This window comes from Paenibacillus sp. Soil787 (assembly GCF_001429545.1).
Taxonomy (GTDB): domain Bacteria; phylum Bacillota; class Bacilli; order Paenibacillales; family NBRC-103111; genus Paenibacillus_E.
This window is the reverse complement of the sequence record NZ_LMSP01000001.1, coordinates 131,652-157,922: the sequence shown is the minus strand read 5'-3', so window position 1 is coordinate 157,922 and position 26,271 is coordinate 131,652. Positions and strand designations below refer to the sequence as shown.

At 44.6% G+C, this 26,271-nt stretch carries 16 protein-coding genes; 2 read left to right on the top strand and 14 right to left on the bottom strand.

Annotated features, from left to right (window positions below):
* The first annotated feature begins 82 nt into the window (after positions 1–82).
* On the top strand, positions 83–847 hold the full coding sequence (locus ASG93_RS00705; protein WP_056827831.1) for a MerR family transcriptional regulator: 765 nt from the start codon (positions 83–85) through the stop codon (positions 845–847).
* A 179-nt stretch (positions 848–1,026) separates the two neighbouring features.
* On the opposite strand, the gene ASG93_RS00700 is transcribed toward ASG93_RS00705, so the two are convergent.
* The 11 genes from ASG93_RS00700 to ASG93_RS00655 form a co-directional block, all read right to left on the bottom strand.
* A complete protein-coding gene (locus ASG93_RS00700; RefSeq protein WP_414858830.1) occupies positions 1,027–2,394 on the bottom strand; it encodes an MATE family efflux transporter in 1,368 nt (455 codons plus the stop codon).
* A gap of 2,079 nt (positions 2,395–4,473) precedes the next feature.
* Positions 4,474–4,659 (bottom strand): hypothetical protein, encoded by a 186-nt coding sequence (locus tag ASG93_RS34720; protein ID WP_156410746.1) that lies wholly within the window; start codon positions 4,657–4,659, stop codon positions 4,474–4,476.
* A 31-nt stretch (positions 4,660–4,690) separates the two neighbouring features.
* Entirely contained in the window at positions 4,691–6,928 is a 2,238-nt protein-coding gene (locus tag ASG93_RS00695; RefSeq protein WP_056827827.1) for a glycoside hydrolase family 105 protein, read from the bottom strand.
* A gap of 10 nt (positions 6,929–6,938) precedes the next feature.
* The gene (locus ASG93_RS00690) at positions 6,939–8,690 is read right to left on the bottom strand and encodes a hypothetical protein (protein ID WP_056827825.1); all 1,752 of its coding nucleotides are present in this window, start codon (positions 8,688–8,690) and stop codon (positions 6,939–6,941) included.
* Positions 8,677–9,672, bottom strand: a complete 996-nt coding sequence (locus ASG93_RS00685) for a sugar phosphate isomerase/epimerase family protein (RefSeq protein WP_056827823.1) — start codon at positions 9,670–9,672, stop codon at positions 8,677–8,679. The genes ASG93_RS00690 and ASG93_RS00685 overlap by 14 nt, the downstream gene beginning before the upstream one ends.
* A 12-nt stretch (positions 9,673–9,684) precedes the next feature.
* A complete protein-coding gene (locus tag ASG93_RS00680) occupies positions 9,685–10,557 on the bottom strand; it encodes a carbohydrate ABC transporter permease (RefSeq protein WP_056827821.1) in 873 nt (290 codons plus the stop codon).
* A 26-nt stretch (positions 10,558–10,583) separates the two neighbouring features.
* The gene (locus tag ASG93_RS00675; protein WP_056827819.1) at positions 10,584–11,480 is read right to left on the bottom strand and encodes an ABC transporter permease; all 897 of its coding nucleotides are present in this window, start codon (positions 11,478–11,480) and stop codon (positions 10,584–10,586) included.
* A 98-nt stretch (positions 11,481–11,578) separates the two neighbouring features.
* Positions 11,579–13,192, bottom strand: coding sequence for an extracellular solute-binding protein (locus tag ASG93_RS00670; RefSeq protein WP_056827817.1), 1,614 nt, complete (start codon positions 13,190–13,192; stop codon positions 11,579–11,581).
* A gap of 253 nt (positions 13,193–13,445) precedes the next feature.
* Positions 13,446–15,677, bottom strand: coding sequence for a helix-turn-helix domain-containing protein (locus tag ASG93_RS00665; protein ID WP_056827815.1), 2,232 nt, complete (start codon positions 15,675–15,677; stop codon positions 13,446–13,448).
* A gap of 1,050 nt (positions 15,678–16,727) precedes the next feature.
* Positions 16,728–17,747, bottom strand: coding sequence for a Gfo/Idh/MocA family protein (locus ASG93_RS00660; RefSeq protein ID WP_056827813.1), 1,020 nt, complete (start codon positions 17,745–17,747; stop codon positions 16,728–16,730).
* A 5-nt stretch (positions 17,748–17,752) separates the two neighbouring features.
* Positions 17,753–18,595, bottom strand: coding sequence for a sugar phosphate isomerase/epimerase family protein (locus ASG93_RS00655; protein ID WP_056827811.1), 843 nt, complete (start codon positions 18,593–18,595; stop codon positions 17,753–17,755).
* 158 nt (positions 18,596–18,753) lie between these two features.
* Here ASG93_RS00655 and ASG93_RS00650 point away from each other — a divergent pair, with 158 nt between their 5' ends.
* The gene (locus ASG93_RS00650; RefSeq protein WP_056827809.1) at positions 18,754–19,653 is read left to right on the top strand and encodes an AraC family transcriptional regulator; all 900 of its coding nucleotides are present in this window, start codon (positions 18,754–18,756) and stop codon (positions 19,651–19,653) included.
* A 253-nt stretch (positions 19,654–19,906) separates the two neighbouring features.
* On the opposite strand, the gene ASG93_RS00645 is transcribed toward ASG93_RS00650, so the two are convergent.
* The 3 genes from ASG93_RS00645 to ASG93_RS00635 are packed head-to-tail and all read right to left on the bottom strand — an operon-like array spanning position 19,907 to position 26,108.
* A complete protein-coding gene (locus ASG93_RS00645) occupies positions 19,907–21,619 on the bottom strand; it encodes a hypothetical protein (RefSeq protein ID WP_056827807.1) in 1,713 nt (570 codons plus the stop codon).
* 36 nt (positions 21,620–21,655) lie between these two features.
* Entirely contained in the window at positions 21,656–22,957 is a 1,302-nt protein-coding gene (locus ASG93_RS00640; RefSeq protein ID WP_056827805.1) for an efflux RND transporter periplasmic adaptor subunit, read from the bottom strand.
* Positions 22,958–22,988: 31 nt separating this feature from the next.
* Positions 22,989–26,108, bottom strand: a complete 3,120-nt coding sequence (locus ASG93_RS00635) for an efflux RND transporter permease subunit (protein WP_056827803.1) — start codon at positions 26,106–26,108, stop codon at positions 22,989–22,991.
* Positions 26,109–26,271 lie beyond the last annotated feature (163 nt).

The window sequence follows — 26,271 nt, the reverse complement described above, 5'->3', positions numbered from 1 at the left end:
ACAAGCAGAATCAAATTTCAAAAAAGCATTTGACATTCACGCTGCGTAAAGCTGTACAGTTATATTGTCAGGAGGTGAACAGATGGAATACACCGTGCAGCATCTGGGCAAATTGGCTGGGGTTAGCACCAGAACGCTTCGTTATTATGATGAAATTAAACTTCTTAAGCCGGCAAGAATCAATTCGTCAGGATATCGAATCTATGGTCAAGCGGAAGTGGATAGATTACAGCACATCCTATTCTACAGAGAACTAGGAGTCAGTCTGGACAATATTAAAGAAATTGTCACCGCCCCTTCCTTCAATGAAGCCACTGCCCTGAAAGAACACCATCAACAACTCCTCGACAAAAGAAAACAATTAGATGTACTGATCGCAAATGTTGAAAAAACAATTGCTTTTACCGAAGGGAGAATGGCCATGACAGATACCGAGAAATTTGAAGGCTTCAAACAAAAGATGATTGATGATAACGAGGAAAAATACGGGAAAGAAGTACGCGAGAAGTATGGCGATGATACTGTAGATAAGTCCAACCAAAAAATCAAAAACATGACACAAGAGCAGCATGACGAGGTAACTCGGTTAGCGAACGAAGTCATAGCTACACTGGGAGAAGCTTTCAAAACTGGGGACCCTGCCAGCGATCTGGCTCAAGCAGCCGCGGACTTGCATAAGAAGTGGTTAAGCTATTACTGGAATGAGTATAGTAAAGAAGCGCATGCGGGTCTAGCCCAAATGTACGTAGATGACGAACGATTTAAGGCGTATTATGATGAAAAGCAGCCCGGTACGGCTGAGTTTCTGAGAGATGCCATCCAAATCTACACTGGTTTTAAGAAATAATTCTATTGAATGAGACACTAGCACTATTTCTATTATCTCCATTAACATCCAATTCTTTTAAAAGAACCTGCATATACTAGTATTGCACCAGTCACCAGCAGCGACCGTGCATGTCACTCCAACTAAAGAAGCACAGAACCCTCAAAGGGCCTGTGCTTCTTTATATTTTTGACGCATTCTTACTTAGCGATTGTTCCTACTGTTGGCTTCACAAGTGCCTTACTTTGCCATACTCGGCTCTTCCACCGTAGATACATGAGTAGACCTCTGACCCATTCATCTGCAGCAAATGCGACCCACACGCCAAGCAGTCCCATTTTCATCACAATGCCAAGCCAATACGCAAGCGGCACTGCGATCCCCCACATGGATAGAATCCCCATTAAGACGGGAAACCTCGCATCTCCAGCAGCACGAAGGGAGTTAATCACAACTAGATTGAATGTCCGACCAGGCTCTAAAATAACGGAAAGTATTAAAATACTAGAACCCATCGCAATAATTTCCGGATTATCGGTGAACAGCTCCATCAGATCCTTGCGGAAAATAGAAGCAATTCCCACAACCACAAAGGTCACAAGAAGACTGATCCGCAAGCTTCGAATTAACTTATGATAGGCTGCCTTGAATGCTCCAGCCCCCACCATATGACCAACAATGATTTCCGTCCCCATTCCTATTGCCATTGCTAACGCCATGAAATAGTTGGTTATATTCATCATGTAGATATGCGTACTTAAAGCCGCTTGACCAATGATATTAATAAAACTGACGATCATCATATGCTGAGACTGCCATGACAGGTGCTCGCCAGCTGACGGTATGCCAATGCTCATGATTTGCTTCACAATACGGCTATCGAATGTGACATAATGCTTCAAACGAATCGGTACTGGAATACGGCGATATAAAATGACAATGAGAACGATAAGCCCAATAAGACGGCTTACCACCGTGGATACAGCTGCCCCTGTTACTCCCCACTCGGGAAAACCAAGGTTACCAAAGATAAGAAGGCTGTTGCCGGTTACATGGATCAGGTTCACACCCAACGTAACAAACATAACGTCTCTAGTCTGACCATTGGAACGAAGCACAGATGAGATCGCATAGGACAACGCCTCAATCCATATAAAAGCGCCAATGATAGTTAAATACTTTTTGGCAATCTCTACCTGCTCCGGCGCCAAATTCATTAACCGCATCAGCGATTCACCAAAGGTAACTAACAGAATGCTAATCAAAATTCCAAAGATCAAATTTATCGTAATCGCGAGAGCTGAGATGCGGCTGGCTTCTTTCGCCCTGCCGGCACCAAGATTTTGTGCAACTGCTACACTTGTTCCAATCCCGACGAAGCCAAACATTAGAATGCAGAAAACAATGATTTCGTTTGCTAAGCCGACCGCTCCTGTCACTTGATCTGAGATCAGACTGAGCATAAATACATCAGCCGTTCCCAGCATCATCCGCAGGACGGAATCAACGAATATCGGCCATGTGACCGCGAATAGACCAAGCTTTTTCCAAGATGCTATTGACTCCATGTCCATCAATCCCTACACTTTCAAGTTCAAATGCTATTAGTGTAGGATACGTAAGCGATTGCAGTCAAATGCTACTTGCTCCCATTTTGAAATCAATGAATAAGAAGCGTTGGACTGCTCACAATAATGAAGGTTTACAATACAATCAAAGGTCGTGGGCTAATGTCGAACCAACAAAAAAGTCAAAACAATCCACAAAACAAAGGTAAAAACAGCAAGAATAAAAACAACAGTAATAATGGCATTGATGATGCAAATAAACATGCCGGTAAGTAAAAGCTAAGAAAAACCGTCAGATCATCCTGACGGTCCTTTTGCATGCAAACCCATACATTTTGAGCACGGGAGGGATGGATGTGGGATAGATGGGGGGTTCCAATCGTTGCTGAAGTCGTGTTTTTTTAATTTATTATGCGGTATAAACACGACTTCAAAGGAGGCCTACCGTAAAGCGCCTTTCCACCCTCACACCCACACCTCTTCTGTTCTGCAAGATGGCTCCATTATTCGGTATTCGCCGGTGGTCATCTTTTTTAATGTCCATTGATAAAGATTGCTACTTCGATAGAATGAGTTCAAAGTGCCCAAAGTAAGCTTTAACTACAGTTAACTTGGCAACTTCGATTTCGATGAGTTGTCGTGATTACCAATGTCGTAGATTCTGCAACAATTCACATGCCAAAAGGCTATTTTGCTAGTAAAAGTTGTAGTTTGTACAACAATTCGAACCCATTTGTCGCAAAATCTCCTGTTTGNATTCTGCAACAATTCACATGCCAAAAGGCTATTTTGCTAGTAAAAGTTGTAGTTTGTACAACAATTCGAACCCATTTGTCGCAAAATCTCCTGTTTGGGGCTAAATTGTTGTACGTTATGCAACATCGAAGGGATATGAGGTGGATTCTAAGCAGAATTGTTGCACTTTATACAACATCATTCAACCGAGAATGTGGATTCTACAAAAAATAAAGCAATTCTAACCAAAAGTAGCTCTAACTCCTCTAAAAAGGCTAAATTACTCCAAAATAAGGTATCTATGTTCGCGAGCATAGTGGATATAAGCTGCTATTCTAGGTTGACGGGGAACGAGGAGCCTCTATTTCGGCGAAAATGCCGATATGAGGCTGGTAAGCGGAACATAGCGACGCTATTTTGGTGTTTTCACGGCTTTTACAGCACGAATACAGGAAATAGCGCTCCCTAGTTCCGCGAAAACTGGAAATATGCGGTTTTGAGCAAAATAAGGTCTCTATGTTCCGCGAGCATAGTGTAGTGCCGGGTAGAACAGATAACTACAATTGATTCACCGAAACAAAGCCAGCAGCTACGTTTCCCCAAAAAATTAGAAAGGGTGTACCTCTAGCTCTAGCTCTAGCTCTAGCTCTAGCTCGAAACTTATACTTTCTCAAGGATAAACGACTCCGTCGTCCTTCAGGGACGAGCGCGTTTGTCAAGGTAGCTGCGAAGCAAAAGTATAAAACTTATACTTTCTGCCCTGAAATTTAAAAATGTTCATTCATCAGTGGTGCCGCAACGCGGCATGGAAGTCTTATCTACTAAGAAAAACCTAGCGGAAGATCGATGATCACCGCTAGGTCCTTTATTGTGCTATGCGATACGTTTTGTGCATTGGGAGGGAATTGGATACAGGGTTCCAACCGTTCCTTGAAATCGTGTTTCATTAAATAATATTTAGTGGTTATAACACGATTTCAAATACGGCCGCTATCGCTTTTCCACCCCATATCTATTCCCAATTCGGTATTCATTTCCTAAACGACCTTGTCATATTCCGGGAACATTTCCCCTCCATCTTTAACGATGTAAAACATCGTTACAAGCTACACGCAGCGCGGGAGCCAGCACTATTTTCATCTGAAACGATGAAATTCATCATTAAAGTGAGGTGAATGTCTGAAATCACCTCCGCAGCGATGAAAAACATTCTTAAAGCTGAGGAAGATACTCATTGTCTCACAAATTGAAGTCTGGAACGATGAAATTCATCGTTAGAGTAAGGGGAATGCTCGAAAGCACCTCCATAACGATGAAAAACATGCTTAAAGCTGAGGAAGATACTCATTGTCTCACAAATTGAAGTCTGGAACGATGAAATTCATCGTTCCACCGCGCGACAGCCACGTCAGAGACATCTGCAACGCTGTAAGACATCGTTACAAGCCACATACAGCGCGGATATTCATCCCTTATATCACCTGTAATAAAGGGGAACCTCTCGGTCACCCACCCTTTCCCACTGATCATATTAAGTAATGATCTCATTACACAAAGTCAATCAACTTGACAAATAACCCTTCAATTTCGCGACTTCAGTTCCGGCCAGCATCATAATGCCAATTCCATGATTATCATTGGTTACCGTACGAAGATCCTCATTGTAATATTCGGGATGAAACGCATATCTAGAACCGCTGCACACACCGTGTACGTTGCCTTGGCGGTCTATGGCGATTCGGCTTAATCCGTTCCAAGCTAAAAAGGCGGCCTCCGCATAACGATTTGGTTCGCGAAGCCAAGAAAAACGGACGCCTCGAGCAAAAGCATAGGCAAACATCGCAGTGCACGACGCTTCCAAATAGGTTTCGGAAGCATTCAACACCTGATGCCATAGACCACTGTCCGATTGCAGTACTAAATAACCTTCACAAAGCTCATTAAAAAATTCGAGCAGCGCCGCTCGGTCTTCGTGCGTCTCCGGCAAAACTTCCAAAACCTCCGTTAAGGAAAACAATACCCAACCGTTTCCGCGGCCCCATGGTATGCCTGTTGCACGTCCATACTTAAAATCATAAACATGGGACATAATCCGCTGCTCCGGCATGAATAAATAATTTCTAAATCGTAAAAACTGCTTTGCCGCTTCATCCAGCGCACGGGCATCACCCGATATTTCAGCGTAACGGCGCAAGAACGGCGTACTCATGTATAAATCATCGGCCCACATGGTATCCGCTGAATATTCCCCCGGACACGTTCGGTAAAACGCTCCGTCCTCACGACGTTCCAGCTTGTTCAGCATAAAGTCCGCGATCCGGGAGGCCACAGGTAAAAAGGCGTTATCGCCACATTCCCGGTAGGCTTCGAGCATAGCTGAGCCGAAGGAACCGCAGTTGTCGAGCATTTTCATCATAACCAGCTGCTGGTTGATAGCGGGAAAGCCATATTGCTCAGCGTCCCAGAGAGAGTAATCGAACATATCCGTACATGCTTGAACGTGTTCCGTGGCATAACGAATCATGTCCGGTCTATGGAGAAAACGTCCTGTTTGCAGCAACCCGTAAATCGTAACACCGAGCGGATAATCCCAACGGGCATAATTGGTCATTGTGCCTACTGTCCATTTATTGCTCAGCATAGAGTTCTCATAATAAGGACGAATCCAAGCATGAGGAAGGTCCAGCCGCCAGTAAGCGTAGTCTGCCTTTTCCTTTACTTCTCTTGTTGTCGCATACAAACGGTCTGTTCGCTGCAAGTCGCTTAGCTCGGGTTCCGCCTCCGCTTGGAACGGTCCGACATACAGCCAAGCCGCATCTCCTGATCCATGCACTTGATGGGGAGCATATAGATCAATGGGAGCGCCGCCTATGGAAGCCGTTAACGTATACCCCCAAACGCCTTCACCGCAAACACTTTTCACAAGCAAATCGTATACTCCGTTAGATAATGGAAACTCAAATGCATAGTGGCCGGCCTTATTTTCTTTCACCGTCTCTTTTCCGTTAATCCATACCGTAATGGGTCCCGAGGAGGTGATAACCATATTCACAGGATGGCTTCCGGCTAAATGCTGACGAAAACGGGTCCAAGCAAAAGCAAGCTTGCCCGGCTGGCGGCCATACATTCTTTCCAAAGAAGGAAGCTCACGTTCTTCCTCGTTCCACTGGTACCCGGGAAACCAGCTTAGTCCGCTATTCTGTTCATAAGATAGCAGGTCAGGCAGCGCGGTTTCATCCGGCACCATATCCTTGTCCACAGGAGCGGAGAATACCCAACCTGCCTTTCCTTGTCTTTCCTTAAACGGAGCCAGTACGTTCAGTATACGGACTTTGGCTTCGTCCGATCCGATCAAACAGCCAAAGCCGGCAGGTGTATGCTTCATTTTGATGAACAAGGTGTTCCAGCCTTTTGTAAAGGTGACATTCAGCTTCACGCTTGCGTCCGGACTCATCTCGTCTATGACATTGGAGCGATAGGTTAGACTGCCGTTAAAAAAGAAGCGGACCGGACCCAGACAGCGGATGATGATATCCAGATTCCGCTCCTCATCGCTCCAAACAACGCCTGCACCATAGGCCCATTGCCCTGGCTTAGCGCTTGGAAACCGCTGGCTTAGGTCGATTTCATATAGACCTTCCTTATTTTGCAGCACGCCTGATTGATGAAATGTACGGTAGACAAACCCAGCCTGGGGATTGGCCCCGATATACCGCTGCGCCAGAACCTTCAGGATTTCGGCGTCATTGTCGCCAAAGCGGTAATGGGCGCTTTCTTGTTCTTGAAAATAAACAGTCATGTTATCTCTCCTAACCATTCGAAGCAGCGTTCGGTGAAACCCGAATATTGAATGTATGATCGATCGGTGTAATCAGATTGACAAGAAGCATTTGACAGCCCCTCGGATAAACCATATTACGGATAGCTGTTGACGAATGTTCAGAAGCAGCACCCTCTATTTCAATCCAATCTCCATTATTCTCGTATCTGACGCTGCCATTGCGCCACATGATTTTGTCTTCACCGGCGGACTCACAGCCATCGGTATGCAGCGTCCCTTCCACTCCGAAGAGAAAGACAACCTGTGTTAACACATCCGCCGGCTTGTCTGACCGAATACGCAGAGTCCATCCTTCCTTGGTCTCTGCCGCTTCAACGAAGGTCTCATGTGTCTGTTCATGGGTCATGGACCGTTTGTGATGCGGAAGCAGGTACCACGGGCTTAGATATTCCGATTCAGCTTCTGGAAGCTGCGCCTGCGGGATTGGGCCATAATAGCCCTTTTTCTCTTGCGCCTTCAAAAGGTATGCGCCACTGCGCTCCTGCAGCTCCTTGAACTTGATCGTGCCCGGCTCAAAGTTGGAGCCTGCTTGAACGCCTAGCAGCCTGGCATGGCCGTGCCGTAACGCGAAGAAAGAGGTGGCCTCCGTCATGACGGTCGCACTGGTTTTACCGCTCCGGTGTCTAGCCACCGGGGCGCCGAATTCCGGGTGAAGGCTGCTGTGTGAGATTCTTCCGTTATGACCGGCTTGCTCCATTTTGGATAAGTATAGGGAGCGATTGAAATCGCCATTGATGATTTTACGGTATTCGGTAGGAAGCTCCGCCGGTTGCACCGAGCTCTCCCGCAAAGCCGGATGAAGCAAAAGGTTCAACATGGCGTTGTTCGGAAGGGCTCCGGGATGAGTAATAGCTTCGCCGGCCAAGCTGGCCATGGCCGCAAACAAAGGATCCCGGTCATGGACCGCCATGAGCTGATAAATGGAATAATAGTCGGCAAGCGTGAACTTTTGACCAAAATCTTGACGGCCCGAATAGTCCGTCACGATCTCGCCGTCAGGGTGAACCAAATACATCATCATCCTCAGATTAGCTCGCACACTCTCGAGCAGCTCCGGCCGCTTCAGATACCGAGCGGCATAGTAAAGATTAATGTCGCTGACGGCGTTATATATGCCGTTGCTGCGCTCCGTCCATTCTCCGTCCGGAGTGATGTCCAGACCTTCAGACAACCATTCCGAAGCGCGTTCCTTGAGCGCCTCGATTCCGAAGATATCGTATAAGGAACCAAGGGCTGAGCAGATGACCCAGCGATGATTAGGCGTATGAATGCCGCCTGTCAGCAGGGCAGGAATCGTCCGCTCCAGAAAACGATTAACATCGGCTGCAACGGACTCGGCCGACTGCCACTCGCTTGACGACAGCAGCTTGTAGATTTGGGATAGCCCTACTACGTTGAAGGCTGTGTCAGGTGGCGAGTGATAGTTGGTCCAGCCCGGTGAAATGGTGCCGTCATCATGCTGAAAATTCAACATAAACCGCGACAGTTTTTTCAGTCGTTCCAACAGTGTGCTGTCGTGATAATAAGCGGAATCCGGATTGATTAGGGCAGCTGCCCATAAACCCATAATCATTAAAGAATTTGTATGACTGGGCCATGGGATCCCTGTTGCCGGATCAACAACGCCTCCGAAATAGCGACTTTCGTTATCTAACACTTGACGATCAAAAGCCTCTTGCACCCATTGATCGTTAATCTTCACAAGCTTATGATAGACCATACGGTTTACCCTCTTTCTCCATGGACGCAAATCCTGTTTGCGCTTCAAGTTTATCCAGCAATATCCGATGACTCTGTTCAATATCGTCCGGTGTGCAAGCGGCTTTCAGCTCATAAACTTTAATAGGAGCTGCAGCTATGATAGGAAGGAACCTATCAAAATACGTCATATCCCCGCTATGCAAATATGGGCACCAGTGATCCGACAGTTCGATCGTCTCATGGATATGGATGCCTACGATTTTGCCTATCATCTCATTAGCTTCTCGTGCGTTATCGTAAAGTCCCATTCGTTCCATCATGATGCCATGCCCAATGTCGTACCAGAGTCCAAGCGGCGCTCCAGCCAGCGAATCTATGATGGTAATGGCTTCTTGAAGTGTCGGTATTTGATTGCAGCGTGATCTGGTTTCAATACCGAATTGAACCTTGTAACCCCGTTTAACAGACTCGTCACATACTTCTTCCAGGCTTCTCTGAATGTTGCGTATATAAAATTCGCTCAGCGCTTCCCGCCGCTCGATCATTTTCTTCCACAACCCGCGATAAGCGGGAGAATCCGGCCCTTCTGTCTTATAAATGGCCTTCAGCTCGTGATCAATATTATACTCAAAGAGAACTTCACCCGGATGAACGACAACGGCTTCTGCACCATACCTATGGGCATATTCAGCGGAACGAAGGAGCAATTGAATAGCCCGTTGGCGCCGTTCCTCGTCTTCGAAGCCGAGAAGGACCGAATCCGTTCCATAATCCGGATCGGCCACATGCGGAAACGTATTATGGACACTGGAAATGCCTATCTCACCGCGTTCGATCATGGGCTCGATCGTCGTAAGCATATCCTTCGTCACGTTATAATTCAGTTCTACCTTCGAAAAGCCAAGAGAACGAATCTCCTCGATCATTGAACGGCCGATTGCATGTTTCTTGATATTCCAACAGGTAGAGAATGAAAAAGGTGATTTATTTATCCGATTCATTCTATTCTCCCCCTACTCTTTAACCGCGCCCAGCATGACTCCGGAAACAAAATAGCGCTGCAGCCAAGGGTATACAATGAGAATCGGAACTGTAGAGAATATAACAGTAGCGGCCTTTAAGCTTTCTGGCACAACAGACTGCATTTGGCTGCCTTCCAGTCTCATCAGGTCGTTGACCTGACTGTTCTGTATCATCTGATAAAGCTTCAATTGAAGCGGATAGAGCTCCTGTTTCGTAATATACATTAAAGCATCTTGAAATCCGTTCCATCTTCCCACCGCGTAAAAAAGACTCAGTGTGGCCAGCGCCGGCATGGACAAGCGCAAGGTAATCCGCCACATCATGCCGAAGTAGCTGCATCCGTCTATTTCCGCAGATTCTTCCAATGCCTTAGGGATGCCATTAAAGAAAGAAATGAGAATGATTAGATTAAATGCACTGATTAAACCGGGAAGCACTAAAGACCATACGGTGTTCAGCAGATTCAGACTGCGCATTAAAATATATTCCGGAATCATTCCACCGCTAAAAAACATGGTAAAAATGATGATCACCATAAGGATTTGACGACCCTTAAGCTCTTTCTTCGATAAAGGGTACGCGGCGGCGATGGTCATGATCATACTTAATACCGTACTTAGCGCCGTCAAGAAGATCGTAAAGCCCAAAGAACGAATCATCGACATATTCGTAAACACTTTCTTGTACGATTCCAAGTTCGCTTCAAGCGGCCATAAGGAAACTTTACCGGATGTAATAGGTGTTGTTCCGCTCAAAGATACCGCAATAATATGGATAAAAGGAATAAGACAGAGCACTACGCTAACTGCTATACATGCAATAAAAACTGTATCATATACCCGGTTTACTGCCCGTTCATTCATCGTATTGACTCCCCTCTACAACTCACTTAAATAATGCCGTCACCAGTCAACTTTTTGGAAGCGAAGTTAGCGCCAATCAAGAAAATCAACCCTACGACGGCTTGGAACAATCCGACCACGGTCGCCAGTGTATACTGTCCGGATTCAAGTCCGACTCGATACACGAACGTACTCAAAACTTCCGAATAATCACGGACGATCAGATTTCCAATAATATACGGTCTGTCAAAGCCGATGGATACCATATTGCCTAGATTAAGAATCAACAGCGTTGCAACGGTTGTTTTGATTCCCGGCAGCGTGATATGCCAGATGCGCTTCATCCTTCCCGCTCCGTCAACCTCGGCTGCTTCAAATAATTCCTTGTTGATTCCTGTTAGGGCTGCCAGATATAGAATCGTTCCCCACCCGGCGCTTTGCCATGCCCCCGTTAATAAATAGGTGATCAGCCAGTAATTTTTATCCGATAGAAACGGGATGGATGAATAGCCCATACCGGTGAGTATGTTATTAATCATGCCGGATTCATTGCCGAAAACTTGGTAAACGATACCACCAATAATAACCCAGGATATAAAATGGGGAATATATAAAATCGTTTGGGAAAGCTTCTTAAACCATACGACCTTTATTTCAAACAGGATGATAGCCAAAATAATCGGTGCCGGAAAAGATACCAGAAGATCAAGCAAATTCAGCATAAACGTATTACGAAGCGCTATAACAAAATCAGGATTTTTGAATACTTCCCGAAATGCCTCAAAACCAATCCAATCACTTCCGTTAATCCCTTTGAAAAAATTGAAATCCTTAAATGCAATTTGTGCGCCATACATCGGTCCATATTTAAAGACGAAAAAGTAAACAATCGGCAATGCGACTAAGGCATACAACTGCCAGTATCGTCGAAGGTATACGTTCATAATCGTTGCTTCCTCCCCTTACACCCAATCTATTAAAATCAAAGGAGCGCCAGCTTCACGCTCCTTTGATTTGGTGCAACCGCGGGCTTAACCTTCGGTTACTTTGTTTGCATTTCCTTCCATGCTGCTTTGCGTTCGTCAGCAATAGCTTGACCGCCGCTGGACATGTAGCCACTCATCATAGAGTCAAATACGGAGTCGAATTTATCTGGCTTAGCCATCGTTGCTTTCACAATCAGTTCTTCCTCTTTCGCACTCAATGTTGTTCCGTATTTGTTTTCCGCTTCAATCGGACTTGGAGAGACAATCTGTTTAATCCCGTCTGTGACAGCGAATTTAAGCACTTTATTAACATCGCTTTGATATCTTTCTGGGAAGTTCTTAATAAAAGCCGCGTCAGTTCTCTCTTGTGTATCAAGAACAAGACCGTTAGCGAGAATACCCATATCGCCGCCGCTGAACGTGTTGTTTTTAACTTTATCATCCATTTTCTCGATCACTGCCGGAATTCCATTTGCATCCAGATTGTAGTTCTGGCCCTTAACCCCTTTAAGCATGGTTAACAGATTGTCGCCCGTCGCCATCCAATCCAGATATTTAACGGCTTCGACGGCATTTTTGCTCGACTTCGGAATCATGATGTACATACCGTTCGGAGCATCGAGCGGCTTAGTGTGTTTACCGTCTTTATTGGTGTAGGCATCCACTGGAGTCAGTAACGCAGAAGGGACGTTCTTCTTCAGAGCATCGTAAGTCCCATCGTTGTAGAAAATGTTGATGGTATCCTCACTGAAGAAACCAACTTTGCCGTTGGAAATAGCTTTAGTCAATGTTTCCTTTTTACTATCCAAAGCGAAGTCCGGGCTCATCAAGCCTTCGTTGTACAGCTTGTTCATAAACCGGATGGCTTCCTTGAAGCCTGGATCCAGCATCGGAATTTCACGAATTTGCGTTTTCTCGAAGCGCTCTTGATCGCTCATATTACCGATAAAGGACCAGATAATAGGTTCGTACTGGGCAGGGGCAATACTCATGCCAAGAGGAATCACTTTGCCGCCTGTTTGTCCCGGATCTTTTTCTTTAAACGCTTTTAATACGTTATAAAGTTCATCTGTCGTTTTCGGAGCTTGTAGATTCAATTTATCAAGCCAGTCTTGACGAACGAAAGATGCATACTTGCCTGTTTCCGCTCGCTTCGCCGGAATCGCATATTGCTTCCCTTTGTATTGACCAACGCTCAAAATTTCAGGTCCAAGGAGTTTGGTGACATTCGGGCCGTATTGCTTCAACAAATCTGAAACATCTGTCAAACCGCCTTGAGTCGCATATTTACTGAAGGTACCTTTATCGTATGTGATCACGAGATCAGGAACATCCGTGTTGCTAGCCATCAAAATATTAAGTTTGGGTACTTCCTCACTTCGCAGCACCGGAACAAACTCAACATTAATATTATTCGGCTTGCCGAAATTTTCTTTAACAAAGTTGGTTAGGAACGAGTTCGTAATCGTGACTCCGTCCGGCGGATTGCCGCGATCCCAGATCTCCACTTTCAGGTTGCCGGCTTTGGCTGGCGCACTGCTGCTTGCCGGAGCTGCGCTCTGGCCTGCCTGCTCTTTCTTATCAGAAGAACAAGCGGTCAATACGGTCATGCCTGCAAATAACATGGAAAGACTTAATACAGCGAACTTCTTCGTTTTTCTTTCTTGCATGAATGCCTCACCTTACCCACTTTTTAAATTTTTTTAGAGCTCCGAAGCCGATCCCGTTTGTGGAACTGCCTCTGGAACACATTATTGCGCTTTTATGCTGACTTCGACAATAAACTAGTTTCACATGATAAACTTCAACCGTTGGAAGGCGTGAATAAACTTTTTTCCCGATAAACCAAAAAGCCATTCGCGGTCAAAAAAAAGCTTATTCCGCTCAGAATGAACCATCACTCTGGGGAATAAGCACCTTTTTTTACTTTTTCTCTGTATGTTTCAGTTTGCGGAAATCCCCAGGCGTTACACCAACAACCTTCTTGAACACTCTGCCGAAAGTAATAGCGTTGGCATATCCAACGTTCATGGCGATATCCTGGATCGTATCGTTAGTGTTTTCAAGCAACGACTCTGCCCTATTCATCCGGAGATGTACAAGAAAATCAACGAATTTCGTATTGAATTCTTCTTTGAATAAGTAGCTGGCATACTTTCCGGAAATTTGGAACTGGTCGCTCAGATGCTTCAATGACAGATCCGGGTTGGAATAATTATTCTCAATGTACTTTTTGATTTCCTCAATCAAGGCCTTATAGCTCTTGGATTCGTTCACCGATACATAAGTCTGGAATAACTCCGTCAACCACTCCGATACAATCTTCTGCACTTCATGAAGACTGGAGGCCTGCACGACGGATGTCCACATCTCATCCCACTGCTGTCCCTTAAACCTGTTTGCTAAGGTGTCAGATAAATCTCCGACCTCCCTCTCCAGTATCTTCATCAAGGTTTCAAGCTGCAGGTGTATTTCTTCATTTCTTAAATTATCATTTACAAAAGACTGAAAAATGGCATCTAGCCTTAACCGCCAGCCATCTCCCGCCAATCGGAACTCCCGAACGAACTGGGACATGGACTGAAAATATTGATAGCTATGAAAATGTGATTGTTCAGGCAGCTCCTCGCTCATGACTACGGCTTCTTGCCCAAGAGTTAGCTTATGATGGAGGGCGGAGTCGGCAGCCTGATACGATAAGTAAATCTCTGCCGGTTCGGTCACTACGGTTCCGATCCCCATCGTTAATGAAATGCGCAAATGTTCATTTATCCAACTGTGACACTTTTCACCAACGGCTCTGAGTACGGTTTTGTCGGGAATATCCTCTTTCATACTAACTATCGTTCCCAGCTTATCACTGCTTATCCAATCGTACCAGCCGCTCATATGATGGTCATTGATGATTTCATTCAATACGTTCATCACTGCGTATTTCAGAATATTTTGATCAGAGAGGGAGAAATTCTGTTGAAATTGACCATAGCGGTTCAATTCGACGATAAAAACCGTGAATCCTTTAGGCTTGGCATCGCCGGCGAAGGGCTTCATTTTCTCGATACGTTCGCTAAGGTCCACCATACGTTCGCCTTCAATTAAACCGCGGAATAGCTGTCTGCGAAGGACATGTTCATTACTCCGGCGCTCCTTCTCATAATCAGTGGTCTGCTCAATCAGATTATCCAATGCATAACTGATTACTGTAAGGTCGTCCTTTAAAGTGAGCTTCGCGTCTGTAATTGGCAGTTGGAGAAATTGCAAACGTTTCATCATTGTCGTAATAGGTTGATAATTTCGCCTTGTCATATAAAAGATAAACACCATAGCACCAATAATGGTAGAGATCCCAATTACAATCCATATATAAGAGATCAAGGATACCCAAGAAAATAGCTGCCCAGCCTGAATACCGCTTCGGAATGTCCAGTTCAGGTGTTCCGCATGAATGGTTGTTAGCACTTTGCCCTTCTTCAAATAACCGCTACCCAAGAATTCAAACACCTGATTACCGCTTTCATCATATACGTCGAGATAAGAAACGTTCCCGCTTAGGAGGCCGTTAATCATTCTTTCTAGTCTATACTTGCTTATATTAATAACCATCATCCCGTCCTGGCCAAATGGAATTGGCAAGGATCTGCTGAGGGAAATAACGGGCACTGGATTTGTCTCATTCGCTTCCGAATAATTGCGGACCTTACTCCAGCCACGACTTTCGGGCTCCTTCAGCCTTTGGCGAAGGAAGTTCGCGTCAGCGAAAGCGTTAAGCTCGACGAGTCCGCTCTGTGTAAGCACAATGTCACCTTGCTTGCGATAAATATAAATGGAATCAATTAAGCTGTAATTGTTTATTAAAGTATTCATATTATTAACTACATTATAATAACGTTCGTTCGACCTTGCATCAGCGGACGGATAAAGAAAATCGTTATAGGAGTTCTCCAGTTCCAGCTCTTGCAAAACCTTCATCTCCATTTCACTCATCGTGCGATCAACGGTGTCCACAATATAACTTGTCGAGATATGATTGGCTTTGGAAGTTTCACTTCTAGAGATATCATTAACAATAAGAAATGACATGAAAATGAGCACCGTTACCGTCAGAAGGAAGATCGGCATGTATATTAACAAAAATTTTCTCGAAAACGTATTCATTTAAGTCCTCCTCCTTCTGATTCGGTAATAGTTAATAAAGTCACAACATTGTTCCCTCCGGTACGCTCTGAAAGAGCTCTCGAATTCATTTATAATACTATAAACTTAACGAGATTGACATGTCACGATTTGGCAAGTTTGTTTGTTTGATTGGGCATAATATTTACAAAATCCACAGAGTGCGAATGCAAGAAGCAACTTATGGAGGCCCCCCCTCTTTAACCACAGTTAACTTGGCAACTTCGATTTCGATGAGCTATCGGGATTACCAATGTTGTAGATTCTGCAACAATTCACATGCCAAAAGGCTATTTGTTAGTAAAAGTTGTAGTTTGAGTTTGTACAACAATTCGAACCCATTTGTCGCAAAATCTCTGTTTGGGGCTAAATTGTTGTACATTATGCAACATCGAAGGGACATGAGGTCGATTCTAGGCAGAATTGTTGTTGCACTTTATACAACATCATTCGACCAAGAATGTGGATTCTACAAAAAATACAGCAATTCTAACCAAAAGTAGCTCTACCTCCTAAAAGGCTAATTTGCTCCAAAATAAGGCAACTATGTTCGCAAGCATAGTGGATAGAAGCTGCTAATCTAGGTTGAGGGGGAACGAGGAGCCTCTATTTCTGTGATTATGCTGTTACAGGGTCGGTAAGCGGAACGTGAGTGCACTATTTTGACGTTTTACCAGTTTTTACTTCAGAATGCGGGAAATAGAGGATCCTCGTTCCGCCAAAACGTGAAATACGTGTTTTTGAGCAATATAAGACATGTACGTTCCGCGAGCATAGTGTAATGTAGTGCCGGGCTGAACAGATAACTACAATTGATACACCGAAATAAAGCCAGCAGCTACGTTCCCCAAAAAAATTTGGAAAGGGTGTAGCTCTAGCTCTAGCTCTAGCTCGAAACATATACTTTCTGCCCTGAAAATTAAAAATTTTCATGCATCAGTGGTGCCGCAACGTGGCATATAAATCTTATCTACTTTAAAAAAAACCTTGGAAATCGTCTCCGATTTCCAAGGTTTTTCATACAAAGACAAGCTATTTTACCTTAACCCATGCTCCACGGTTATCCGCAGATTCGATTTCAGCCACAGCAATTTCAATGCTGCCCATCGTACTGGAAGGCGTCGCTATTGCAATACTTTCACCTGATAATAACGTCTCAATAAAATATTTAAGCTCGTTATAGTAGCCCATTTCCGGGGATAATTCAGGACTGAAGCCTTTTCCTTCATTCACATTTACTTGTAAGGAATCCCCTTTGAAAACGACATTGCCTTTTTCAAAATTAACTCGGAACTGCATATCGAAGCCATAATCTCCTTCAAGCGTCCAATCTGCTTGAGCATTGATGACTTTACCGTCTTCATACAGATAGTTGGCAGAAACCACATCATATCCGCTGCCCGGAACGACATTTCGTGCCAAACAGGATACGGATTCAGGCTTACCGAACAGCCAATGAATCATATCAATATCATGAACGTGCATATCTAAGAGTGCCCCGCCGCTTTTCTCCTTCTGTGTAAGCCATGGTCCCCAAGTCGGAGTTGCTCCCCCGCGGTAGAAATAACCACCAAGTGCATTACCAAACGTTTTCTCTTCAACGACCTGCTTCAGGTATACATAGGCCGGCCAGAATCTCAAGCATTGACCTATCATCAGCTGCTTTCCATTCGCCTCGGCTGCCTGAATCATATCTTTGCATTCCGCAGCATTCAGCGCCATCGGTTTTTCACACAAAACATGAAGACCATGATTCAAACATTGAACCGCTATATCTCTGTGCAGAAAAGTAGGCAGGGCAATATCCACATAATCAAGCTGTTCTTTCTCAAGCATTTCAGTCACACTTGTATATTTATTGTAGCGACCGAAGTCAATTCCGGATGAACCGGTGTCGATGTTGCCTGCAGCCGCGCGACCTTCGAGCTTCTCAGTGTCAATATCGCACAAAGCTGCAACTTGAATGGGAACTCCTTCTGACTCCAGGCGAACGTAATTCTCCAGATGGGTCCTGCCCATAAAACCTAATCCAATTAATCCAATTCTTAGCATGTTGCTTACTTCCTCCCTAAGATGGCGTCCATAGCACCCGATGTATTATAAATAATCTGTTCGCCATGATGCGCATAACCTGGAATCATTTCGGCAATGACATAATCGTCATACCCGATAGCATGAAGGGCTTTCATAACCTCTGGATAATTCACATCACCGGCTAGAAGATCAACAAAACCATGCAAGCCTCCTGCGGCGCGGCGGTAATCTTTGAAATGCACTTTTTTGATACGTTTATTTAAAATGGAAATCCAATGCTCTGGATAACCGGCATATAAGACATTCCCTACGTCAAAGTAAGCGCCCACATATGGCGAATTGATTTTATCGATAAAGTCTCTCATTTCAAGCGGCGATAGCAAAAATTTGTTCCAGACATTTTCTATACCAATGGAAACCTTCAATGATTGGGCAACATCGGAAAGCTCATTAAAGGCTTCCAAAGCGTAATCATAGGCTTGATCATAAGGAACTACTTCAGAATCCGGAATGAAATCAACGCCTACAGCACCTGGCACAACCAATATCGTATCTACACCTAGAATAGCGGCGTTCTCCAATTGTTTCTTGACGATATCTTTCGCTTTCTGACGCGTTTGTGCATGTCCACTTGTTAAAGAATATGTCCAGTATAATCCACTGGCTAAGCTTGAAAGCGCAATGCCCTGATCATCCGCAATCTTACGGTATTCCTTGATTTCGCTTTCTTTACTTTCCAAGCTCAATTGGCCAGTCTCGTTTAGAGCCAGCTCAATGCCGTCGAACCCGGCTTTCTTGGCAACAGATATACATTGTTCTACCTTCATGGAGCCTGGAAATGACCAAATATTGATCCCTTTTTTCATTGTTATCTCCTCCGTCTCTTCCCTATATTATAAAAGAGCCGCGTTCGATAAGATTTATCCAAAAAGCCGATTTATTTGCACTTTTGCAAAAATGGATATGGTAAAATGAGATTAAAAATGAGTCTGGATAAAGAACCCCCTGAGAGAGGACGAGCAGCATGGATTTCCCAAGTATACAACTGCAGGAATCACTTACCATTCAAACCCTCTTTTCTTTTCATTATTTCGAGTATGCCAAGGGATTTGTATTTGACGGAGAACAGCATGACTTCTGGGAGATTCTTTACGTGGACAAAGGGGAAGTAGAAGTCCGAGCCGATGATCACATTCATACCCTCCACCAAGGAAATATGATCTTTCACAAACCCGAGGAATTCCATACGGTTAGCGTGAAACACGAGCATACGCCGCCAAACCTTATCGTCATATGCTTCGAATGCACGTCTCCAGCCATGACTATTTTCGAGAAAAAGATTCTGTCTTTAGGAGACCGGGAAAGAAATATCCTATCCCTGATTATTCAAGAAGGTTTTCAGGCGTTCCTGCCCCCCTTTGATAAACCAACCGTTCATCATTTGGAAAGAAATCCGCATGCCCCTTTTGCCAGCGAACAAATGATCAAATCCTATTTAGAGGTTTTGTTAATCACACTCATTCGGAATCAAGAGCAAGCTTCCACGCCAGATTCGATGAAATACAAACAATCGTCCCTTCAAAAAGAAAAAGCCGAACAACGAATCGTTCAGCAAATCATGGACTATTTGAAAGCCAATCTTTCACAGTCTTTTACCCAAGACCATTTATGCCAAACATTTCATTTGGGCAAAAGCCGATTGAAGGAGCTGTTCCAATCCCAGATGCAGACAGGCGTCATGGAAGCTTTCAAGTCCCTCAAAATTGAACAAGCCAAAACTTATATGCGAGATGGCCGATATAATTTTACTGAGATTGCAGCCATGTTGGGATATGCCAGCATTCACTATTTTTCAAGAGATTTCAAGAAAACCGTTGGCATGCCGCCTTCTGATTATGCCAAGTCCGTTAAAGCCCGACTGTAGGGGCTGGTCAAGGCAAGGATATTCACTGAGTCAGAACCAGAATTTGCCCGAGGGAACGTCGATGCGCTATTTGGATGAAAAACACCCGAAATCACCAGGAAGAGGAACGACGATGCGCTAATTCACGTTTTTGAGACCTTTCCCTTACAATCGACAAAAAAACAAAAAGAGAAAGCAAGAACCTTAACGGTTTCCAAAACGGAACCCGTTACAAAAACCTTGCCTTCTCTTTTTTCGTTCATTCAATTGGCCCTTATTTGATTACTTTCATCAAGCGTTTAGCCGTTCCAGTTGGCGTTTCGATTGTTTCATACACATTGACGGTGAAAGGATAGCTGAATTGATCCGTTGTAATATTCGTGGCGTCCAGCATTTGTTTCCCGCTTATTAATTTATTTACACCTGTGAAAGAAGCGTCCTTAGAACCGACAACTCGTCCGGCGCTATCAACAATTTCAAATTTCAATTTCGAGAAATTGTTGTCAATCACGACATTTTCTTTCTGTTTAATGTCGAGATCAAGTCGGAACTTATACGTATACATCAATTGTGCAGTCGTCTGAGTGGTCACTGACACATCATTGAACTTCAGATCAAACGGATACAAGGATATCGTAGAATCTGTTTCTTCCTTCTGTACGTCTGTTTGCAGAGCTGCAATCGTTGTTGTGAAAGGTGCAGCAGCTACGGAATCGAGCAGCTTTAACGAGAAGCTGGTGCTATCTTCGGTTTGCGGCACAATGTATGAGTAGCTTACCACGTAGCTTAATCCAGGATTTAGCATCGTCGTTACATTCGTCTGACGGGAACCTTGGTAAGTAACACCCTGCGCATTCATTAATTCCGATAGGAAAGCAGGCGTAGCTGTAGGCGCTGTACTCGTATTGGTTAATTTGAACTTAGCTACCGCTGTTTGAAAGCCTTCACCTGGATTCTCATGCAGATGAAGCTCCATCAGCGACACTTCTGTTGACTTATCAACAACTTTGGTCAAAGCATCAAATGCGATCGGTTGACCAATCGTGTAAGGGGCTGCAGCCGAATTCCCTTGTTCTTTCGGCCATGCGATAGCTAGTTTGCCTGTTGCTACCGTGGTAGCTTGGCCTCCACCTTTGGGTACAAACGAATCCGTCGATAAAACGAGAAGGTTAGACAAGTTCACACCATTTTCCACTGGTATCGCGAAATGAATGTATTTCTTTTCGCCTGCCTCCAAGGTCACAGGGTCATCTCCAGAACGTTTACCTTCATAGCTCTTCTGTTCGGACTGTGCGTCTATTCGGAAAGCAGGAACCGTTTCTCGCCCCGCTCCGGGATTACTAGCCAGTACTGTCACGACGGCTACGCGGCCTGAGGCCGTATTTTGCATAGAAACTTCAACTGGTGAATACGTCAGTCCTGAATTAACCCCGGGAATAGTGAATGCCTGACCCCATGCTAAGTTTTCGAGGCTCTGGAAAGCCGTACTTCCCGTACCGCCATACCACACGGATTTAGTAGGCATAGCTAGCAGTGTAGTTTCCACCTTCGGATAGGAATAGATATCTACATTGACAAAGGATAACTGCTCAATTTGACCAATTTCCTTACTATCAACGGAAGTCATGTACACGAGCTCGCCGATTTCTTTGGGCTGCAGAGCTTCTTTATTGCTTGCACTTGGTTTCAATGTATACGAAACGCCACTAGCGGTTTGAACACGAAGCTCGTGTTCGGGAACTCGGTTCTGCACGGCCCCTCCGTTATATAAACGAACAGTAACCGCTAGTTGTGAACCTGACGCCGTTGGCGTCACGGATGCGCTTTTAATCGCGGCACGAATATCAGGTGTCAATCCGTAATTGACAGTTGGTGCAGATACACTAGGCGTCGTCGAGTCGGCCGCCCATACGGCCGTGCCTCCTTGAACGACCATTGCTCCAAGCATAATAGCTGTCAGACTAGATTTCCATGGTTTGTTTTTCATGTAAGTACTCTCCTTATTTTGAAGTTTCGCTGATGTCTATTTGGCTGCTGGTGTTGTTATCGGCTGCGACCCCGCGCTAGCACTTGCATTATCTACTTTTTGTCCGTCTTTCAAGGTGTTCTGTCCGGCAGTAACCAATTTCTCGCCATCTTTGACTCCATCAATCACTTCCTGATACTCCCCGTTAATGCGTCCCAATTTCACTTTCCGTTTCTGATATTGGTCACCTTGCTGAACAAAAACGAACGTATCGGACTCTTCACGAATGATGCTAAGCGTCGGGACTGAAATAACCTGTTCCTCTGTTTCTGTAGTAAGCTGAACCATGAAGCGTTTCCCCGGCTGCAAAAGGTGATCTGCATTCGGAACTTCCAATTCCAGTGTGAATGTTTTGGTTGACGAACTCATCAGAGGGGCTAGATAACTGATTTGAGCTGTTTCTTTTTTATCCGGAGTGTCGGGATTATAGTAAACAAGCTCTTTTTTACCTTTAACGAGCTGATAGTTCGTTTGGGACAATTCCGTTTTCAGTTTAATTGGATCTATTTGTTGAACTTGCCCTATTTTACCGGCAGCTGCCGATATCGATTGCCCCACTACCACATTAAAATCCGTTAATACCCCGCTGCTAGGTGCTTTGACACTGTAATTATCAAGGGAACGCGTGGCATCATCCATAGAAAGTCGCGCAGTTTCAGCTTGTGTTTCAATGGAGGCAATAGTGTTGGAATTATCATTAGCTGTTAATTTGTTTTGAGCGGAATCCAGACTCATTTTCGCATTATCAACAGCTTGCTTGGCTTGATCAACCAGATGCTGCGTGACGGTACCTGCATCGTAATCATTTCGAATTTTGTTATAGTCCTGCTCAGCATTCTTATACGCAGTTTGCGATCGGGTAACCGCATCAGCTAAATCCTTACGATTGTTGACTTTATCGTCTTGCGCTTTCTGCAAAGATTCCTGCGCGCTTTTCAGCGCCAACTCGCTTTTACGCTTAGATGATTCCGCATCTCGGCTATCGATATCGAAGAGCACATCGCCCTTCTCTACATAGTCGCCGCGTTTCTTCAAGACATTAAGCACTTCACCATTCGCTTTAGCGATGACATCCAGAACCGTTCCCGCAGAAACATCTGCTATTTGTTCGATCGGGGTACTGATGTTGTGTTTGGTAATGGCCTCTGTTTTAATCGGCTTTGGCTGCAATTGAGCCGTTGCGGTACCTGCTTTTCCCGGTGCGGAGCAGCCGGCCGCCAGAATAGCGGCGGCTGTCAGTAGCGTAAAAATACGCAGCGTACGATTTTTTAGAATTGGACTACTTGAGTTTGACTTCATTTCTTTGCCTCCTGAGCATTTTTCGCTTTTCTTATACATCTAAACCCGTAGGCTTCGGTTCACCTCGTTTTTTATCCCGATGAAACATGCGTGAAACACGGCCTTTGAAGCTCTCAATCAGCTCATAAATAATCGGAACGACAACCAAGGTCAGCAGCGTTGAAGTAATAAGCCCCCCAATAACGACGATACCAAGTCCTTTTCCAATTAAACCGCCTTCTGCGGAAAGTCCCATAGCCAGCGGCAGCAACGCTACAATTGTCGCGCCTGCTGTCATAATAATCGGACGAAGGCGAACCTTCCCTGCTTCAATAAGAGCATGCCTCACTGTATAGCCTTCTTCCCGCAGCTGCTGAGTACGGTCGATCAATACAATCGCATTCGTTACAACGATACCGATTAACATCATAAAACCAATCATAGATGTAATATTCAATGATTCTCTTGTAATCACAAGACCTAATAAACCGCCGATCGCGGCGAGTGGCAAAGAGAACAGAATGGCAAACGGTGCACCTGCATTTCCGAAGGCAAGTACCATAATCAAGTAAACCATCGCTATCGCTACGCCCATAGCCAGGAATAATTGCGAGAAGCTATCATTAATATCGGCAGATACCCCTTTAACCTCAGTAGATACACCATCTGGAAGTTCTACTTGTTTCAAAGCGAGTGAAACTTTCATACTCACACCATTTTTATTTTCAGAGTCGATCTTGGCTGTTACCTTCACCAGTTGCTTTTGCGATTCTCTGGCGAGTGAATTGGCTGATTGAATCTCATTAATTTTGGCAATTTCCTTCAAATAAATGGTGGAGCCGTTCGTTGTTATAAATGGAATATCACCAAGCTTTTCTAACGAATCTTTATCCGATTTATTCAAAGATACGGTCGTGGTATAGGTGATATTATCGAATTTCAAATCCCCCAAATTCTGCTTCTGGATCCACCCACGCGCCGTATCTCGAACCGTCCCTGCACTCAAGCCATACGCTCTGGCTTTCTGCTGATCTACGGTAATCTGGATCTCGGTCTTGGCATCACTCAAGTTGTCCGCGATCTCACTAAGCTCCGGGAAGGTACTCATCTTCTCCTTAACGAGTGCCGCTGCTTTGATTAATTGATCCTGATCCTCGCCTTTCAGAGAATAGGAGAAATCCGTACTGGAGATGCCTCCACCTCCGCCACCAAGCTCCTTGGGCTCAACCGTAGAGCCTAGCGGAAGCTCAGACAAGATATACGTTTTCACTTGGTCCTTTACTTTAGCTGGATCTACCTGATCGTTCACTTCTACATAAATTTGCGAAGCGTATGGTATCCGATCAGCATTACCCACCCTATTGCTCGCGAATCCGACCAAGGCTTCGACAAATTTGAACAAGGGCTGACCGTTGCTATCTTTCGTTTCCATCAGCGCTTTTTCGATTTCTTTACTTTTTGTATCATTAGCTCCAAAGGAAGTTTCATATGGCATTTTGATTTGAAAATACATCGTTTGCGACGGTTTGGAATTCGGTAAAAAAGCAACCGACAAGGCTGGAATTGTCGCCCCGATTGTTAAAATGAAGATGAAACCGGTAATTAATAAAGATTTGATTCGGTGTTTCAAAGACCATCCTAGTACAGATTCATAGAAAGTTATCACGCGTGTCTGTTTGGTCTCGTCATGCGCTTTAATTTTGCTGCGAAGCACTAATAGCTTAGCCAACATAGGAATGACCGTTAAAGCAACAAGAAGTGAGGATAAGAGTGCGCAAGCAAGCGTAATCGCGAAAGGTCGGAAGAATCCGCCTACGATACCGCTCACCATACCCATTGGAGCGAAAACCCCTACTGTCGCTAACGTAGAAGACGTTATCGCCATCGAAACTTGCTTCGTTGCAAGTTTAATTACCGACTCATTACGTTCTTGCGCTTTTTCCAAGGAGGAATATATATTTTCAATAACAACAATTGAATCGTCGACCACGCGGCCGACAGCAATAAATATACCGCCCAGCGTCATCGTGTTCAGTGTGAGACCTAACTGCCACATCAGCAGTAAAGTTATTAGAATCGATAATGGAATTGAAACAAGTACAATTATCGTCATACGTACATTACGTAAAAATAGGAGAATCATTAACGAAGCCAGGACGGCGCCAATGACACCCTCGCGAAGCAAGCCATTAATGGATGCCTTAATTTGGTCCGCACTATCATACGTATTTACGAACGTAACGTTCGGCATCGTTGTCTTCCAATCGGTAATCAGCTTGCTCAAAGCTCCTGAGAACTCAACTGCGTTAGCGCTGCTGCTTTTATACAAAATCAAGCCAATTGCCGGATTGCCGTCCAATCGCCCAATGAAATTGGACTCTGAAATCGCCTTTACTTTGGCGACTTGATCCAATCGAATGATATCGCCTTTGGGCGAAGTGATTTCAACACTTTGTAGATCAGTTATACTTTTCAGATCTCCCGTTACACGAGCCATCTTGTTATTTCCGTTAATTTCCACGCTGCCAATAGGACTCTTGGTAATCGCTGAATTAATAGAAGCGCTCACCTGTGCGGGGGTAAGTCCATACACAGCTAACGCATCTGCGTCTAATTCGATGTCAAGTGAAGTATCGCGGTTACCAACAACATCCATATGATCTATTCCCGCAAGGCCCTCTAGACTCGGCTTAATGGTATCCTTATACCATTTATCCAGTTCGGTTTGACTTATCCCATTCTTAGCATAAGCTACCAAATAATTTGAAGCGAAGGATGCAGCGCCGAACGTCGATGCCTTAGGTGCGCTTGCGGCAGCCGGAAGCTTCACTTCTTGAAGTAAGGACATCACATCCTGCTTCTTCTTGTCCGTATCCACATTTTGCTTAAACTGAATAATAATAGTCGACAGATTATCGCTCGACGTTGAGCTCATATTATCCAGATCGGCTAAATTCGCCAGTTTTTTCTCAATAGGTGCCGTTATTTCATCCATGACATCCTTCGGCGCCCCCGTATAGGTCGTGCTGACGACAACAACTGGGAACGAAACGTCAGGTAAGTTCTCTACTTTCAGCTTATTGGATGCATATAAACCGCTCCCTAACAAGATGAAAATCATAATAAATACAGCAGAGACATTTTTCATGGAAAACTGTGTTAATCGATTCATTCCTGTACTCCCCTCATGACAAGCGTAAACTTATTCTCATCAAATGTTTATACGCTAACCATACAGGTTCAATATGAACCCAATATGAACAAATAAAAAAAGAAGGTCACCAATCGTCTCCGTGGAAAACACGGGGATCTATTGGTGACCTATCTATAGCAGG

Excerpts from the sequence above, each read along its gene's own strand:
- ASG93_RS00705 (WP_056827831.1), top strand. The coding sequence starts at position 83 with ATGGAATACACCGTGCAGCATCTGGGCAAATTGGCTGGGGTTAGCACC.
- ASG93_RS00700 (WP_414858830.1), bottom strand. The coding sequence starts at position 2,394 with ATGGAGTCAATAGCATCTTGGAAAAAGCTTGGTCTATTCGCGGTCACA.
- ASG93_RS34720 (WP_156410746.1), bottom strand. The coding sequence starts at position 4,659 with ATGATCAGTGGGAAAGGGTGGGTGACCGAGAGGTTCCCCTTTATTACA.
- ASG93_RS00695 (WP_056827827.1), bottom strand. The coding sequence starts at position 6,928 with ATGACTGTTTATTTTCAAGAACAAGAAAGCGCCCATTACCGCTTTGGC.
- ASG93_RS00690 (WP_056827825.1), bottom strand. The coding sequence starts at position 8,690 with ATGGTCTATCATAAGCTTGTGAAGATTAACGATCAATGGGTGCAAGAG.
- ASG93_RS00685 (WP_056827823.1), bottom strand. The coding sequence starts at position 9,672 with ATGAATCGGATAAATAAATCACCTTTTTCATTCTCTACCTGTTGGAAT.
- ASG93_RS00680 (WP_056827821.1), bottom strand. The coding sequence starts at position 10,557 with ATGAATGAACGGGCAGTAAACCGGGTATATGATACAGTTTTTATTGCA.
- ASG93_RS00675 (WP_056827819.1), bottom strand. The coding sequence starts at position 11,480 with ATGAACGTATACCTTCGACGATACTGGCAGTTGTATGCCTTAGTCGCA.
- ASG93_RS00670 (WP_056827817.1), bottom strand. The coding sequence starts at position 13,192 with ATGCAAGAAAGAAAAACGAAGAAGTTCGCTGTATTAAGTCTTTCCATG.
- ASG93_RS00665 (WP_056827815.1), bottom strand. The coding sequence starts at position 15,677 with ATGAATACGTTTTCGAGAAAATTTTTGTTAATATACATGCCGATCTTC.
- ASG93_RS00660 (WP_056827813.1), bottom strand. The coding sequence starts at position 17,747 with ATGCTAAGAATTGGATTAATTGGATTAGGTTTTATGGGCAGGACCCAT.
- ASG93_RS00655 (WP_056827811.1), bottom strand. The coding sequence starts at position 18,595 with ATGAAAAAAGGGATCAATATTTGGTCATTTCCAGGCTCCATGAAGGTA.
- ASG93_RS00650 (WP_056827809.1), top strand. The coding sequence starts at position 18,754 with ATGGATTTCCCAAGTATACAACTGCAGGAATCACTTACCATTCAAACC.
- ASG93_RS00645 (WP_056827807.1), bottom strand. The coding sequence starts at position 21,619 with ATGAAAAACAAACCATGGAAATCTAGTCTGACAGCTATTATGCTTGGA.
- ASG93_RS00640 (WP_056827805.1), bottom strand. The coding sequence starts at position 22,957 with ATGAAGTCAAACTCAAGTAGTCCAATTCTAAAAAATCGTACGCTGCGT.
- ASG93_RS00635 (WP_056827803.1), bottom strand. The coding sequence starts at position 26,108 with ATGAATCGATTAACACAGTTTTCCATGAAAAATGTCTCTGCTGTATTT.